Origin of the sequence: Allobosea sp., from assembly GCF_048595345.1 — a bacterium.
Classification (GTDB): Bacteria; Pseudomonadota; Alphaproteobacteria; order Rhizobiales; family Beijerinckiaceae; genus Allobosea.
Window position 1 is genome coordinate 39,506 of record NZ_JBMDWH010000243.1, and the last position, 13,985, is coordinate 53,490.

At 64.8% G+C, this 13,985-nt stretch carries 23 protein-coding genes; all 23 read right to left on the reverse strand.

The window, feature by feature from the left end:
* Positions 1–76 precede the first annotated feature (76 nt).
* The 23 genes from ACOJTB_RS21235 to ACOJTB_RS21345 all read right to left on the reverse strand — a co-directional run bounded on the left by ACOJTB_RS21235 (position 77) and on the right by ACOJTB_RS21345 (position 13,959).
* Complete coding sequence (locus ACOJTB_RS21235; protein WP_420104510.1) at positions 77–532, reverse strand: hypothetical protein; 456 nt, start codon at positions 530–532, stop codon at positions 77–79.
* Entirely contained in the window at positions 532–735 is a 204-nt protein-coding gene (locus ACOJTB_RS21240; protein ID WP_420104511.1) for a helix-turn-helix domain-containing protein, read from the reverse strand. Before ACOJTB_RS21240 ends, ACOJTB_RS21235 begins: the two co-directional genes overlap by 1 nt.
* A gap of 10 nt (positions 736–745) precedes the next feature.
* Complete coding sequence (locus ACOJTB_RS21245) at positions 746–1,189, reverse strand: hypothetical protein (protein ID WP_420104512.1); 444 nt, start codon at positions 1,187–1,189, stop codon at positions 746–748.
* A 63-nt stretch (positions 1,190–1,252) separates the two neighbouring features.
* Positions 1,253–1,615: a hypothetical protein gene (locus ACOJTB_RS21250; protein ID WP_420104513.1), complete on the reverse strand. Its 363-nt coding sequence runs from the start codon at positions 1,613–1,615 to the stop codon at positions 1,253–1,255.
* A 541-nt stretch (positions 1,616–2,156) separates the two neighbouring features.
* Complete coding sequence (locus ACOJTB_RS21255) at positions 2,157–2,990, reverse strand: helix-turn-helix domain-containing protein (RefSeq protein ID WP_420104514.1); 834 nt, start codon at positions 2,988–2,990, stop codon at positions 2,157–2,159.
* Positions 2,990–3,238 (reverse strand): hypothetical protein, encoded by a 249-nt coding sequence (locus ACOJTB_RS21260; protein ID WP_420104515.1) that lies wholly within the window; start codon positions 3,236–3,238, stop codon positions 2,990–2,992. The genes ACOJTB_RS21255 and ACOJTB_RS21260 overlap by 1 nt, the downstream gene beginning before the upstream one ends.
* Before the next feature lie 47 nt (positions 3,239–3,285).
* Positions 3,286–3,864 (reverse strand): hypothetical protein, encoded by a 579-nt coding sequence (locus ACOJTB_RS21265; RefSeq protein ID WP_420104516.1) that lies wholly within the window; start codon positions 3,862–3,864, stop codon positions 3,286–3,288.
* Between the two features lie 2 nt (positions 3,865–3,866).
* On the reverse strand, positions 3,867–4,043 hold the full coding sequence (locus ACOJTB_RS21270) for a hypothetical protein (RefSeq protein ID WP_420104517.1): 177 nt from the start codon (positions 4,041–4,043) through the stop codon (positions 3,867–3,869).
* Positions 4,044–4,047: 4 nt separating this feature from the next.
* On the reverse strand, positions 4,048–4,272 hold the full coding sequence (locus tag ACOJTB_RS21275) for a hypothetical protein (protein ID WP_420104518.1): 225 nt from the start codon (positions 4,270–4,272) through the stop codon (positions 4,048–4,050).
* A 2-nt stretch (positions 4,273–4,274) separates the two neighbouring features.
* Entirely contained in the window at positions 4,275–4,511 is a 237-nt protein-coding gene (locus tag ACOJTB_RS21280) for a helix-turn-helix transcriptional regulator (RefSeq protein WP_420104519.1), read from the reverse strand.
* A gap of 453 nt (positions 4,512–4,964) precedes the next feature.
* Positions 4,965–6,212 carry a tyrosine-type recombinase/integrase gene (locus tag ACOJTB_RS21285; protein WP_420104520.1) on the reverse strand — a complete coding sequence of 416 codons (1,248 nt, stop codon included), beginning with the start codon at positions 6,210–6,212 and terminating at the stop codon, positions 4,965–4,967.
* A gap of 226 nt (positions 6,213–6,438) precedes the next feature.
* Positions 6,439–7,728: an integrase gene (locus ACOJTB_RS21290; protein ID WP_420104521.1), complete on the reverse strand. Its 1,290-nt coding sequence runs from the start codon at positions 7,726–7,728 to the stop codon at positions 6,439–6,441.
* Between the two features lie 206 nt (positions 7,729–7,934).
* Positions 7,935–8,438: a hypothetical protein gene (locus ACOJTB_RS21295; RefSeq protein WP_420104522.1), complete on the reverse strand. Its 504-nt coding sequence runs from the start codon at positions 8,436–8,438 to the stop codon at positions 7,935–7,937.
* 158 nt (positions 8,439–8,596) lie between these two features.
* Positions 8,597–8,857 (reverse strand): hypothetical protein, encoded by a 261-nt coding sequence (locus ACOJTB_RS21300; protein ID WP_420104523.1) that lies wholly within the window; start codon positions 8,855–8,857, stop codon positions 8,597–8,599.
* A complete protein-coding gene (locus ACOJTB_RS21305) occupies positions 8,857–9,135 on the reverse strand; it encodes a hypothetical protein (protein WP_420104524.1) in 279 nt (92 codons plus the stop codon). The genes ACOJTB_RS21300 and ACOJTB_RS21305 overlap by 1 nt, the downstream gene beginning before the upstream one ends.
* A complete protein-coding gene (locus ACOJTB_RS21310) occupies positions 9,132–9,521 on the reverse strand; it encodes an A1S_2505 family phage non-structural protein (protein WP_420104525.1) in 390 nt (129 codons plus the stop codon). Before ACOJTB_RS21310 ends, ACOJTB_RS21305 begins: the two co-directional genes overlap by 4 nt.
* On the reverse strand, positions 9,518–10,387 hold the full coding sequence (locus ACOJTB_RS21315) for a hypothetical protein (RefSeq protein ID WP_420104526.1): 870 nt from the start codon (positions 10,385–10,387) through the stop codon (positions 9,518–9,520). The genes ACOJTB_RS21310 and ACOJTB_RS21315 overlap by 4 nt, the downstream gene beginning before the upstream one ends.
* The gene (locus ACOJTB_RS21320) at positions 10,384–11,430 is read right to left on the reverse strand and encodes a DEAD/DEAH box helicase family protein (protein WP_420104527.1); all 1,047 of its coding nucleotides are present in this window, start codon (positions 11,428–11,430) and stop codon (positions 10,384–10,386) included. The genes ACOJTB_RS21315 and ACOJTB_RS21320 overlap by 4 nt, the downstream gene beginning before the upstream one ends.
* Positions 11,379–12,347: a PD-(D/E)XK nuclease-like domain-containing protein gene (locus tag ACOJTB_RS21325; RefSeq protein ID WP_420104592.1), complete on the reverse strand. Its 969-nt coding sequence runs from the start codon at positions 12,345–12,347 to the stop codon at positions 11,379–11,381. The genes ACOJTB_RS21320 and ACOJTB_RS21325 overlap by 52 nt, the downstream gene beginning before the upstream one ends.
* A 2-nt stretch (positions 12,348–12,349) precedes the next feature.
* Positions 12,350–12,565, reverse strand: coding sequence for a hypothetical protein (locus ACOJTB_RS21330; protein ID WP_420104528.1), 216 nt, complete (start codon positions 12,563–12,565; stop codon positions 12,350–12,352).
* A 106-nt stretch (positions 12,566–12,671) separates the two neighbouring features.
* The gene (locus tag ACOJTB_RS21335; protein ID WP_420104529.1) at positions 12,672–13,451 is read right to left on the reverse strand and encodes a DUF7666 domain-containing protein; all 780 of its coding nucleotides are present in this window, start codon (positions 13,449–13,451) and stop codon (positions 12,672–12,674) included.
* Positions 13,452–13,474: 23 nt separating this feature from the next.
* Positions 13,475–13,609: a hypothetical protein gene (locus ACOJTB_RS21340; RefSeq protein WP_420104530.1), complete on the reverse strand. Its 135-nt coding sequence runs from the start codon at positions 13,607–13,609 to the stop codon at positions 13,475–13,477.
* A 5-nt stretch (positions 13,610–13,614) separates the two neighbouring features.
* Positions 13,615–13,959, reverse strand: a complete 345-nt coding sequence (locus tag ACOJTB_RS21345) for a hypothetical protein (RefSeq protein ID WP_420104531.1) — start codon at positions 13,957–13,959, stop codon at positions 13,615–13,617.
* Positions 13,960–13,985 lie beyond the last annotated feature (26 nt).

The following is a 13,985-nucleotide window of genomic DNA, read 5'->3' on the forward strand; positions in this document are numbered from 1 at the left end:
GACTGCGTGCTTGTCGGAGTGGCGGCAAGCCCAGGCTTGGGGCGACGCGCGCCGGATGCTTCGAGTACATCGACCATCAGGAAAAGCTCTTGCTGAGAGTGCTGAGAGCGCCCATCGAGGCGCTCAGCGTTGCGCTCGTCCGAGCGGCCTCGCCTCGCTTCCATGCCGCAGCGGCATCGCCTTCGAGACCGAGCGCCTTCAGCCGCTCATTGGAGACGGCTTGGACCCGCGCCCGATCGCTCCGGTCCCGCGCGGCGCCGTACAGCGCCATTGCAGTGGGGGAATCGAACTCGACGTTCTGGCCGGCGCGGATCGAGCCGATGGTCTGGTCGACCTCGTTCCATTCCTCGCGGAACGCGGCATCGGTCTGCAGGGCTTTTACCTTGCCGGCCTCGGCCGCCATCTTCAGCCGAACGGTCTCGACCTGCGCAGCCGTTTTTTTCGCAATCCCCTCGCTGATGCCGCCGGCGATCTGCATGCCAGCACCGGCGACGGCGAGGGCAGGCCCGGCGAACGGTGCGGCGGCGCCCATCAGCCTGCGGCCTTCGGGTCGACGCGGCCGCCTTCCGCGAAGGCCTTCAGATCGAACAGGCTGTAGCGGATGCTGCGGCCCTGCCGATGATAGGCAGGCCCCCGCTTCCGATGGCGCCAGTTCTTCAGCGTCTCCGGTGTCGTTCCCAACAGCGAGGCCGCTTCATGCGGCTTGACGTAGATGCGCGCGATCACGGTGTTCATCGCCGCGCCCTCAGCGACCCGGCGGATTGGCGAGGAACGCCGTATAGTTGATCGAGGGCGTGGTGCCGGAGATCACGTGATAGAGCCGCAGATAGCGGTAGACCGTATCGCCCACCTCGGTCGCGATGCCGAGGAAGCGCTGCCCGGTTGGCGAGGACTGCAGACCGCCGCCGCCCGCGCGACCGCCGGCAGCGCCAAGGTCCACCGCTGCGAGCGTCTCGACCGTGTTGGCGAAGGTCGGCGAGTTCGAGCCCTGAGCCAGGATCAGGTAGCGCTCGTCTCCAGATGACACGTCGATCGCGGCGATGTTGAGGACGATCGTGGCCTCCATCAGACCGCCGCCGAGATCGAGGATCTTGTTCGAACCGCCGACCTGGGCCGCGGCGGAAGCGGTGACGGCTCCGTCATCTTTCAGGACATAAAGCAGGTCGAAAGTGTAAGCGCGTGACGGCATGATGCGATCTCCTTGTTGAGACCACCATCCACCACCGACGCCGACCCGCAACGCACAGGTCGATCAGCTTATCGGCTTGCCCTTCGCGGCTGCTGCGGCGGCGCGTTTCGCTTTCCGGGCTGCCTGTTCAGCCTTCCATTCGATGAGGCCCCAATTCTCCTTGCTGCGCTCATCGGCCGCGACCATTGCCGCGTCCCCCTCTTCCTGCTGCTGCATCCAGCGATGGCGGTAGAACTCAACGACAGCAGGCCAATACCGGCCGCCGTAGATCGCGCTGACGGGTGGGAAGCCGCGCTTCTCCTCAGCCTTTGCAATCGCCGGGAACTCGTGCGCCCGCTTCGGCCCCATGATCAACCGCCCGAGCTCTTCATCATCCGGGAACAGGCAACTCGGCTCGAGCTTGGTATGGATCACACGCTCGCTCATCGGTCGTGGCGCCATCTCGTCCTCCGAATGTCCGCAGCCCCAAAAAAATGAGGCCCCGACATTCTGGCGGGTCGATGGCGCGTGCGGGTTACGACGAGCAGGAAGCGCGCGCGATTTTGCCCCCCGCCCGCCCGCGGCCGGCGCCCTGGCTCGAAGGGGTGGGGGTGCTCGAAGCCGGCCTGCTGTTACCCATAGCCGCCCCAGGCCGGATGCCGACCGCGAGAGTGCCCGATTTCATTGGGGTTTCTGGCGATGAACTGCTGATCTCGCATCAGAGGGTCTGTGCCGATCGAGCCGCCGCGTGAATATTCCACGCTCTCTCGCGCGTCTGAAGCACCACCTATTCGCCCATTTCGAGCCTGTCTCTCGCGCGCGAAGGGGAAACCGTTGATGCTCAATTGGATGCGTCTGGAGGCCCGCTTCTCTCGCGGGCGCGTGAGAGGGGGAAAGGCCTGATTTGGCAGCGGTATAGGCCTTCAGGACCGAGCCCTCGCGCGTGCGCAGGCGCGCGCAGACACGCAGGCCGAGTTGCTCAACGATTTCAGCGCTGTAGCCAAACGGACTTTCGGGCTTCCATGATGTACGGACCAGCGGCCGTCATGCCATCGTGCTCCGCCGTCCTGACGAGGAACGCCAGCTTGGCCTCGGGCAAGCCGTTGGCGATCCGCCGGCCCTCCGCGATGTCGCCGCGCCCGAGCATCGCAACGACTTCCTCGTCCATTTTTTTTTGTTCGTCGCCTGCCCCTATATCCTGCTCCCCCTCGCCAAGCCTCTCCGTGGATCGGATGCTTGGATCAGGCTCCGAGGATATTCCCGAGGATAGACCGACAGATGTGTCCGAACCATTCAGACACTCTTGTCCGAACGTATCCGGCAAATCTGTCCGAACGGTTCCGGCAGAACTGTCCGAACCATTGGTCGCGCGGGCGAGGCGTCGACGCTCGCTCTCGATCTGAAATTCCTTGGTACGGTTCTCGTGCGCGAGCTCGACGGACGCCATCACGGAGCGGCTGCGGGACATGCGATAGATACTGGTCGAATTGGCCCGGCGCTGGGTCGTCAGCCATCCGGCTTCAACGGCCTCGCGGATCCGGCGGCCGACCGTGCGCACGTCGCAGCCAAGGTCAGCGGCGAGACGGTGCTGATCGACCCAGGCGGTGCCGCCGCTTCTGAAGCCGAGATAGTTCGACAGCGCGAAGCAAACGGCGAGCACCTGCGCATCGCCGTGACGCATCACATCCGTGAGCCAGACATGGCGCGCTCGGCGGAACGTCGCATCACTGTGGAACTGCACGAGCTCGATGTCGTCGGCTGCACGCATCGGGGGAAGGTGGCGCGCTGGAAGTTTCGAGAGGTCTGGAGCGCGAGCGTCCATCAGTCGATCTCGCCATTCAGCGCCATCTCGCGATCGACATCGAGGCGGCTCGCGGCTTCGAGCATCATGCGGATTTCGTCGATGAGCCGGCGGTGCTCGTCGCGCAGATAGGCCAGCTTCAGCGCGCGGTGCTCGTCCGTCTTCTCGATGCGGTACTCCAGCTCGGCAACATACGAGAGGCGCTCGCAGAGCAGCTCGGCTCGCCTCTCGCACTCGTCCAACTGGCGTTCGATCTTGTGGAGCAGCATCGGGGGTCTCGAAGGGAGAAGCCCCGGCCCAGGGCCGGGGCGGGTGATCAGAAGCGCAGGTTTTCCCGCGTGTATTCTTCGACCGTGTTCGGCCCGTTGGGGCTGCGCTGGAGGTCCGGCCGGAACCGGCTGGCGCCCGCGGCGACCAGGGCATGGTCGAACCACCACTGAGGCGCGAGGCGCATGGTCGCCGCCGGATCGACGCCATATTCGATGGGCTTGTTGAGCGATTCCTGGTGATCGAGAACCGCCTTCACGAAGGATCGCGCCGCTTCGTCGACCGCCCTCGCTTTGCCCAGGGAGACCTCGATCGCGGCGAGGCACAGCTTCTTGCGCTCGGCCGCACGCTCGGCATCTCGGAAGGGCTCGTCTTCTTTGTATCGACGCTGCGCCGCCTCCGACGCCCGCTCGCAGGCCTCGATTTCCAGCCGTGCGGCTCGCGCTTTCTCGTCGAGCTTGATCGCCTCGGCCTTGGCGCCGGCCTTCCCGTTCGCAACGTCCTCGTCGAGCGAATGGATGCTTGCCCGGTGGCCGCGCTCCTCGCGCTCCAGGTCGACGACGCGCTGGTTCAGCCCGTCGATCTTGGCGAGCAGATCAGCTCGCTCGGTTTCCGTCAGCGCCTTCATCATCATTTTCCTTTGGGCTTGCGGCGCGGCGGCCGCGGTTGAATGGTGGTTTCGGGATCGGGCGCCGGGCGGCCATCGATGGCCGCGAGCTGGCGCTTGAGCTCGTAAAGCGCGCCGGCAAGGCGGGCCTCGTTGATGAGACGCTCGACGAGGAGGTGATGGGGCTCGCGCTCGTCCATGGCGTCACCGACGCAGCGACTTGCGGCGATACACACGACGGCGCCCGGCGGGGGGCCGCACGGTCACGCGAAACGGCAGATCATCGGAACGCCCGCCAAGGAAGTTGCCGACCCAGCCGTGGCGCGGCGCTTCGGGGCGCGGGAGAGGCTGGTCGGACTGATCTGCCTGCGGTTCGTCGTCGAGATAGAGCCGCTCGCCCGTATCGGGATCGGTGCGATAGCCGGCCATCGTCAGGCGCTCGCCTTGGAGTCGAGCCAGGCTTCAAGTGCCTCGATCTTCCAACCGTTTTTTCGAGCCGAAAGCTTCAGCGGCGAAGGTGCGAGGCCGGCCCCATAAAGATAACGCCACCGGGAGGTTGAATAGCCGCAGAATTTAGCAGCCTCTTCCGTGGTTAGAATTCTTCGATGATGCTCTACGCTCAGCCGAACCGATAGCTTCTCTCTTTCGGGGGAGGACTGATAGTTCATTGCAATCTCCGCACGGCAGGTGCTTAGGTGCTCCTGCTATGACGTTGAGACTGCCCGTCTGCGCGGAATTGGGGGAGGGGGGAGTTAGGGAAGATAGCGAACTAAGCGCGAAGCTTCGCCAGGTACTGCTCTACCCGCGAATTTACTGTGTCCTCGTGAACCGAAATGTGCCAAGGCTGTCCGGCGCTACGTTGAATCTTGTCCGTTACCTCGCGAGCCAGTTTTGCCGCCAGAATGTCTGGGGGGACGCCCGCTGGATAAATCAATTTGATAGCAGCTAAAACGCACTGGTTTTGGCGGCTGTCTCGCTCCCGTCGATCACGCCCGGCTGCCGAAACTACAGCGCCCACGGATCCTGGAAATTGAACAGGCTGCGCCTTCAGTAGAGCCCGAATGATAGCTACCACTCCGGGCTCAAGACCACGCCTCTTCAGATATTCGAGCGCCTCGTCGTCAGTCCTCATTGCGAGGCTCGACCAGCTTCGCGACGTACTCGCCCCAAGCTGCCAGGGCTTCCCGCTTCTGCCGCATGTAATCCGCCCGGTTGTAGACGGCCGAAGAGCCCTTTTTCCGGCCCGTAACATGGTTCAGGCAGACATCGGCGATGTGCGGAAGGACGTCGAGGTGCTCGTTCATGACGGTCGACATCGTGCGCCGCAGATCATGAAGTCGCCAAGGATTTAGAGGGCGCGTGACGCCACCAGCCTGCTCCGCTGCCTTCTGACGGGCGTCGATAATACGCTGATCGAGCTCAGCCTTGGCTTTCGACCAGCCCGAGAAGGCCCGCTCGCGCGCGCCGAACAGGAGATCCCGACCATCCCTGCGCGTGACAGCCTCGATTTCGCCCAAAGCCAGCCGCGAGGCTGGCAGGGCGCAGGCCACCTTATTCTTCGCGCGTGCCGCCGGGATCGTCCACACGCCTGCCTCGCTATCGATTTCCGACCAGCACATGCCGCCTACCTCATCGCGGCGGGCACCGAAAAGGAGGAGCAGCCGCACGATCGCGCCGTAATCTCCCGGCCCGGAGTGCTGCCAGATTTCTGCGATTTCCCTGTCTGTCAGGACACGTTCGCGAGATGCCTCTTCCTCAAGTGGCGGTGCCGTGTGGAGCACCGGATTATGCTTGGCCAAGCCGTCATTCTTCATCGCCCAGGCGAACATGGAGCTGAGGCTGGAGCGGACACGGTTGGCGGTGACGGCGCCAACCTCGTCACGGATGCGCTTGAGCCGGGCCGAAATCTCCGATGGTTCGAGCAGGTGGTACGACGTGGAATGCAGCGGCTTGCAGTGGATGCGGAGATGGCGGTCGATCTCAGTGAAATACCTCTGGCGCCGTTCTCCGCGCTCTACCTTTTCCTGCAGCGCCGTCAAATAGGCATCGACCAAGCCGCCCAGGGTTTCGCTCGCCAGACGGCGGCGCTTCTTCTTTTCCTGCCGCGGATCTATATCGCTGGCGATCCCCTTTGCTATCTCGCGGCGCGCAAACTCGCGCGCGGGCTCGGGCGCCAATGCATCGGCATTCGCCAACGTGAGCTTCACAAGCCGGCCGTCGCGGCGATACAGCGCTATCCAGCTGCGCTTGCCGCCGGCTCGGATCCGAAGACCAAAGCCGGGCAGCTTTGTGTCGAAGAAGGTGACCTCCGATTTTCCCTCGGGCAGCGCGAGTCCGGCGACGGTCGTTTTCGTGAGGTGGAGCTTCATGCTGGGTAAGCCATGGGGTAACTCGCCGCGATTGAAATCAATCGCTCTCAGTAACAAAAACTGAGGGTCACCCTACAATTTCAGCCGCCTACTTGCAACCCGATGCATCCCGATATACTACGTTTCACGCAGACCTCAGACTACGAATCTGAGGGTCAGAGGTTCGAATCCTTTCGGGCGCGCCAACACTTAGCTCATTTTGAGCGCCACTTGTTACCGGGTCGTGTTACCCGGTTTTGTTTCCGGCTTGTTTCTCCAAGCGCTTGGCCTGCCGCAGCTCGGCGACGCGGGCCGACTGAACGACCTTCCCGCGGTTGTAGATCATCGTCGTCGACATCTGGGTATGGGTGGCTGTCGTCATCACGTCGGCAGCGGCGGCGCCAGCTTCAAACGCTTCCGATACCGCGCCAGCTCGGCTGTCCATATTCCACACGTCATCGGGCCATCCGGCCTTGCGAGCAATCTTGCGGAACGTGCGAGAGAAGTGGGCTGCGCGATAGGGCTTCCCAGCCTTCTCATCGATGATGACCGGGCCAACGCGCTTCTCGCGCGGCACAGCCTGGAGCAGGGCGAGCAGGGCAGGGTAGCTCTTCAGATCGTGCTCGGCGATGCGGCTGCCGTTTGATTTGCTGGTCGGCTTCTTCAGCAGCCAGTCGTCATCGATATGCGACCAGAGCAAGCCCCACTGCCAGCGCCACTGACCGTCCATGATGCCTTGACGCGAGCCGTCGCCAGCCTTCACCCACTCGCCTATCACGTCCTTCTGCCGAAGCGAAAGCTCGAACTGCAGCAGCAGCGCGAGCTCCTGAGATGGCCGTTTTTCCTCCAGCGCCTTTGGTCCGAAAGCCTGGATCATTTCGAACGTCGGGCGGTTCGTGCGACGCCCTGGTGCCTTGAACTCCATGCGCTCGACCATAGCCGCGATCTTGATGCAGGCGGCGTCGCCGGTTTCGCAGCCGTAGTGGATGATGCGGCGGATCGACTGGATGCACGCATAGGCCCCCCGAAGGCCATGTTTCTCGATCCATGTCTTGTGCCATTTGCGGATATCGCGGCCGGTCACGGCGGCAAGCTGCCGCTCGCCTGCATAGCCGGTGACGTTCTTCAGCGAGTGCCGATAAAAAGCTTGGGTCGATTCCCGCAGCTCGTGGAAAGGGCTGTCCTCATCGGTCTCGAACTGATGCGCAAGAAAGCCGAGGCTGCCCATGGCGAAGGGCGTCTTTGCGGAAGTAGCGCCCTGTGTCCATGCGATCATCTCTGCGGTCTGCTTGATGCAGATCAGCGAAATCTTCTCGATGTCGTCAGGCCATTGGTGAAAGATGCGGACGGTCTTCGGCGTGTAGCCAGCCTTGGCGAGGTCCTCGTCCGCGACCCAATAAAGATCCTCGCGGCCGTTACGTCGTTTCATCCGCTTTAGGCCGGGCGTTGGCGGCCTTGCGCCATCGCTTTTTCCAGTGCTGGTCATAGTTCGGGTTCTCCGCTCCATCAGCGGCAGCAACAGCGCTGCCAGGGACATCGAGACTGTATCGGCGGTCGAGGAATGCTTGAACGGCTGGCCAGTACCGACCGCCGGTCAGAGGATCGACGCGGGGTAAACCGGCCTTTTCCCATACCGAGGCCACGCCAGGCCAAGCCGGCGCCCGCGGTCCGAGCACGACGCGCGCGATCTCTTTCTCGTCTGGATACAGGCAGCTCGGCTCAGGGCGGGACGGCCTCGCCATCTCACTCCCCCTTCGCCCGGATGGCTGCTGACTGCTCGTGGTAGATATCGACGCGCGTCTTGGCGTTCTTCGCACGAAGCCAGAACTGCCACGTTTTCTCGCCAGCATCGAGCCCGAGAAACCAGGCGCCCGCTTCCATCTGCTCAAGATGGACCGTGACACCTTTCGCTATCATCTCGTCGATCAAGCCATCGTCGTTCCGCCTGATCTCGACGTGTGGCTCCCTCTCCCCCGCGAGCGCGGCTTCTGCGGCTTCTCTGAGGCCTCGTTCGCACTCCCATCCGATCGTCGCGTTGGCATGGTCTGCACATGCGCGCTCAATCTCCCGCTCCTTCTCCGCCAGGATCGGGGCGAAGAGGTCGGCAATCTTCCGGGCCGGCTTGCGATACTGGTTTTTGAAATCGTGCGGCAATTCTTCCCAAGGCGTGAGACGAGGCTTGGCGTGGTAGATCAACCGCGCGATCTCCTCCAAGCCCGGCACCGCGGCATCTGTCTGCTCACCCATGGGGGTTCTTCTCCTGTCTGTGGGAGGCGAGAGCGGCGCGGGCTCTCTGGATGCGCCACGAAAGCGGCAAGTCGCGTTCCCAGCGCCTCCGCCAGACGAACGGCGAGGTGAAGATCAGCCGAAACCGCGGCGTCTTGAACGGGAAAGACCAGTGCCGATCACCCATCCCGCCCTCCATCAGCAGGGGTCGCGAGGCAGGCCCGGGATCGCTCAACTGCTGCTGCGGCCTCGGGGTAAGTCTGATGCAGCGAGGCGACAACTCCTTCGCAGCCGTCGTCAATGCGGTTATCGGTGTTGATCCTGACGACGGCGTAGAACTGCCCATCGACCGGCTGATTGAGCGTCGCCACCTCGAAAAAGATGCTCGCCCTGTCCTCCACCCCGCTCGCCTGCGCTGGTGCGTCGTGGGTCATGGGCATCAGCGCTCTCCTCGCCAAAGGCCATCGGCATGCGGGTAGTTCCCGCCATCGCCGCCATCCCAATTTGTGCCTTCGATCACGCCCACGATAAGCGCCCCATTGCGGTCGCCTTGGTCATGAATGCGGAGGGACCCGTGGCCCGATCCGCCGAATATCGTGAGGCCCAGGCGTTTAGCGTCACGAGCAGCACGGCCAAGGCGTTTGGCCAAGCGATCGACGGCCTTCGGGTCAAGGTCGGCCGCCTCGCATTCGTCGAAATTGGCGTAAGACCCGCTCACGTCCGCTCCTCCGGCGCTGGTGCAGAGGCGGAGCGGGCTGCAGCGAACTCGGGGGGCAGCGCCACATTGGCCGGGGCGTCGCGAAACAGTGGTGCTATCTGCTCGGGCTTGTACCCGGCGAGGCCGCAGCCGATGGGCGTGAGTTGGAATTGCTCGGACGACATCATCCGGGCCACAGCGAGGAACGCCCCGACATGTCGAGCGATCACATCGAGCGGCAGGACGGCTAGGTCGTAGTCCTTCGTCGGAATGGCATAGCTGCGGCCTTGAAGGCCCACGCCCTGTCCATATACCGCGCCATGATGCCGGCGCGCATAGAGCGCTGCACCTTTGCCGTGACGACCGGCCAAGTTGCTGCCGAACACGAAGATCGCAGACCCGCTCATCGTTTGTCCTCCGAAGCCACCGCCTCCACCCCAGCCGGCAAGGCTTCTGCCTCGGCAGGGCGAGGCTCTTCTGATCCTTCCGGCAAATGCTTGAAGGGGTCGATCTTCGTGAACATCGGCAGCGAGATATAGCCGGATGCGGGCTCGGGATCGTCGCGGAGATACCATTCGTCTTCACCAAGACCCTCGATGATGACGAGATAACCAAACGGCCCATGCATCGCCTCGGCAGGGGGTGACGACGCGGGAGAGGACAGGGCGGCCTTGCGAGCGCCCTTCCACATGCGCTTGAAAGCCTGCCGGAAGTTGTAGTCGTGGCTCCGCACGGTCATGGCGATACCGTCGACCTCGTCGCTCCCGTAGTGAGCCATGCAGGCGGCGCGGATCATCGCATCCGTCAGCCGAGGGAACAGCACCCCGCCGCCCGCAGGCTCCGAGGCAAGCAGCGCGGCAGAGGCGGTCTCGCTTTCAGAATGCGCGACCAAGGCATCATGCAAGGCTTGGTCGCCCACAGGCTCCGAGGCGGGCTTGGCGAGGGAGGCGCGAGACACGATTTCGACAATTTGGTCCGGCCAAATCCACCAGACCGGGAACGCGCCCTCATCGCGAGCGCGCATCATGTCCCCGCCGTTCCGACAGCGCCTGCCCAGAGTGTCGAAGCACATCGCTGTGAAGTGGTGACCACGCCATCCCTTCTCTTCGCCGAGCTCGGTGTTGTTGTGCTCTGGGTGCCGGGTCAGCCAAGACGACGCGCGCGAAACCCACTGATCGAAGGTGTCGAACCGCTGTTGGCTGAATGGCGGCTCAACCAGCCCCCTCGCGCTCCCAGAACCATCCGAGAACGGCGGGGTGGTGGGGGCGCTCATGACTGCGCTCCTTCGCTGGGCTGGTCGGCGACCTCGGCGGCTGCCTTGTTCTTCGCGTGCTCGCCCTGGTCAACGAGCAGCGCCTTGTCCTCGCGGGAGAGCGCGCCGAAGTGCTGCTGGTAGGCAGCGAGGCCGTTCGTCGCGGCGGCTCGTGCGTCGTCGATGATCTGCTGAACGCGGTCGAATGGACGATCGCCGGGAAAGTCGTCATCGCGCGGCGGCGCCTGGGGCGGATCGCGGCGCGCGACATTGCGCTGCCCGGTCGCCCAAGCGGCAAGCGCGGCTCCGTGCTCCTCGCTGATGCGGTCGCCGTGCCGGAATAGAGCCTCGTGGGAGCCTTCGAGCTTGTAGGACTTTGGGTCCGACAGATCGATATAACCCTTGCGCTCGGTTTCCAGCCGGAACGAGACCGTCACCTCGTAAGGGAATTGGCTGTTCGTGACCGACTTGAAGAGCTTCGTGGGCTTGTCGCCGGGGTTGGCGCCGGGCTTGACGCTCTCCTCCCCGCGAATGCTGAAGATGATCGGGATCCGCCGCTGTAGCAGCGAATAGACCATGGCCTTGTGCGCGCCCTTAGGCTTGATCCAGGAGGCCATCTTCATGCGCTCCTGCTTCCGGTAATCGTCGCCGGCCATGCGCTGGATTTCCTGCGCCTGCCAATCGAGGACGCCGCCGATCCCGACCCACTCCATGCTGAAGCTGTCGATGACGAGCGCGGCATAGCCCGCGTCCTCGGCGGACTTCGCAGCCTCGGCGAAGCGCTCGGGCCGGAATGGCGGGTCCATCACGTTCGCGTCGAAGCGGAACTCGTCCTTCAGGTGCAGCGTGCGGCCGCCCTCCGTGTCGAGCACAGCTATCTTGCCGTTCGGTCCGGCGATGCCGCGGGCGAGTCGCAGCGCGGAGAACGTCTTGCCGCTGTTCGTGCCGCCGGTGAGCGAGACGAAGAGGCCGGCGCGTTCCGTGAACGTCTCGGCGGGGGCGAAGGTGAACGTCATGGGGCGATGATCTCCAGCATCTCGCGTGGTTTGCTCGGGGGCTGCCACGGCGCGCGCATCAGGAAGGGGTCGAGGCCGTTGTCGCGGATCGACTCGTCGGCGATCTCGCGCGCGAGCCAGGCGCTTTCGGCGAAGGGCGGGTATTCGGCGATGACGACGGAGGCCGGATAGCCGGGCCAGTCGTTCTCGCGGCGGCAGCGGTTCCAGAGAGCGAGCGCGGCCGCGACCTTCTTGCGGCCGATCTCCAGCCCGGCATTGTCGAGCTCGGCGACGGTGATCAGATGCGGCGCTTCGTTCTCGACGAACACCCAGCGGAAGCGGAGCCGCCCGGCGAGGTCGGGCCGGATCGTCGAGACAACGCGCTCGTAAAGCGCCGCCTGTACCTCGTAGCCCATGTTCGCGATCCGCCGGCCGAGCGTGGACGGTTCGGCGCTCGTGTCGCCGGTTTTCAGATCCCACAGGATCGCGCCGTTCTCGCGCTCCTCCAGCTTGTCGATCATGCAGCGCAGCCACGCGCCGGTCGGGTCGTGCGAGATGCCGACCACCTCGGGCGCGGCTGCGGCGAAGCCCTCGCAATCGCCGATCTGAGCAAGTTGGCTGGCCACCGCCTCGGCGATGGCCTGGGCTTGCTCATAGTCGGGCTTCAGGATCGGGCACGATCCGGCCGCATAGGCTGCGGCGCGCGCCGTCTTGGCCGCGCCGCCCTTGAAGTCGGCGGCGTCGATCACGACAACCTCACCGCCTCGGCCGAGCGCCAGCTTGTGAACGGCCGTGCCGATCTCCTTGGCGCGCGTCGGGTCGCTCTCCGCCGGGATGTCGACGTTCAGCCGGGGATGCTGGAGCCACGCATGACGCGGGCTCTGATCGAGCAGCACCTTTGCGATCGACGAGGACATCGACGGCTCGGGCGCCGGGTCCGCGTGATAGGCGGAGGCGGTCACGTCGAAGTGCAGGCCGGCTTGCATGGTCACGCCGCCCTCCTGGCTTCGCGCTTCTCGACAATCGACCAGATGCGGGCGGCCGTGGCATCGCCTGCGCGGATGAAGAAGCGGTAGGGATCGGCGTCGAAGTCGCGCCACTGATCGAGCGTCAGCCCGGCGGCATCGAACTCGTGCGGCTCAATGTTGAGCAGAATGCGCAGCCGGTTGTGGAAGCGCGCGGCGTCGTCGGAAAGGATACTCACCCCCTGCCCTCCCGGTTGGCGCGGGCGAACAGCGACAGCAGCGCCCAGACGACGGGAACGGCCGCGATGAGATACAGGCCGAGTTCGGGGCTGATCGGGGCACCGGTCACGACGCGGCCTCCACCGGCTTGCCGGACTTCAGCGTGTAAAAGGTATCGGCCTTGATGCCGTCACGGCCGACAACGCCGGCCCAGACGTCCAGGACCGGCCCATCCCAGCTTTCGCGCTCGACAAGGAACAGGGCGCTGCCGTCCTTCCCGCTGACCTTCCCGAGATAGCCGCTCGCCGTGGCCGCGCCCTGATCGCCGCTCGCCGTGGCCGCGCCCCGAGTGCCGCTCGCCGTGGCCGCGCCCTGATAGCCGCTCGCCGTGGCCGCGCCCTGATCGCCGCTCGCCGTGGCCGCGCCCTGATCGCCGCTCGCCGTGGCCGCGCCCTGATCGCCGCTCGCCGTGGCCGCGCCCCGAGTGCCGCTCGCCGTGGCGCCTTCATTCTCGCCAGCCGCGACCGGGCCGTCTTTCCAGTTGGCCCGCGAGAACACCCAGTCGATGGCGCGCTTCGTCAGGTCGCCCAGCGATAGCTCAACACCGATGGTGATCTTGGCCGACGCCAGCTTGGTCTCGCGCTTGTCCATGTCGCCGGCCTGGTCGACGAGGAAGAAGCGGTTGCCGGACGGCGGGTAGAACTCGAACACCGACAGCGGGTGCTCGTCGACTGGGCAGGCGTGGAAGCCGTTCGAGCAGGCTTTGATCTTGCCGCTGACCTCGAACGTCTTCCCGACCTCGAACTTGTAGCCGCGGCAGGACAGGTCGCTTTCGAAGCCCTTGATGGACTGGATGACCTCGGGCGGGACGGGCGTTTCGGCGGATTTCGAGCGCTTGGTTGCCATGAGAGCGTCTTTCGGGTGAGGGGTCAGAAAAGGGTTGCGAGCGCCACGAGGCAGGCGCCGCCGATGACTAGGGTCAGAGCGGCCATGGCGTCGCCGATGCGGTCGACGGTCCAGACGGGCTCGGGCTGGCGCGGCGGGACGAAGAGCGTGCGGTTCATCGCCATCACTCCGCCGCCATCATCCGGCGATGATCGGCAGCGGCAGCCTTGTCGGCGCCGCGCAGCTCGTCGCTGACCTGGATGGTGATGAGCCCGGTGCGCTTGTCGTGGGCGCGCGCCGCCTTCTCGATCAGCACATAGAGTGGGTGCGAGCGCGTCAGGCGCTCCTTGCTGACCAGCGGGCGAAACCCGACCGGCGGCATGATCTCGGTGCGAACCCAGATATCGGCGATCGTCCACTCGCCTGACGGATGGCCGTTCAGATCGAGGTCGCCGCTGAACTGGATGTCAGCGCCGCGGATCTCGGGGCAGAGCGGGAGGCAGTCGCATTGGTAGGTGACGGCGTACATGGCGTCTCTCCTGTGATGGGGAGACG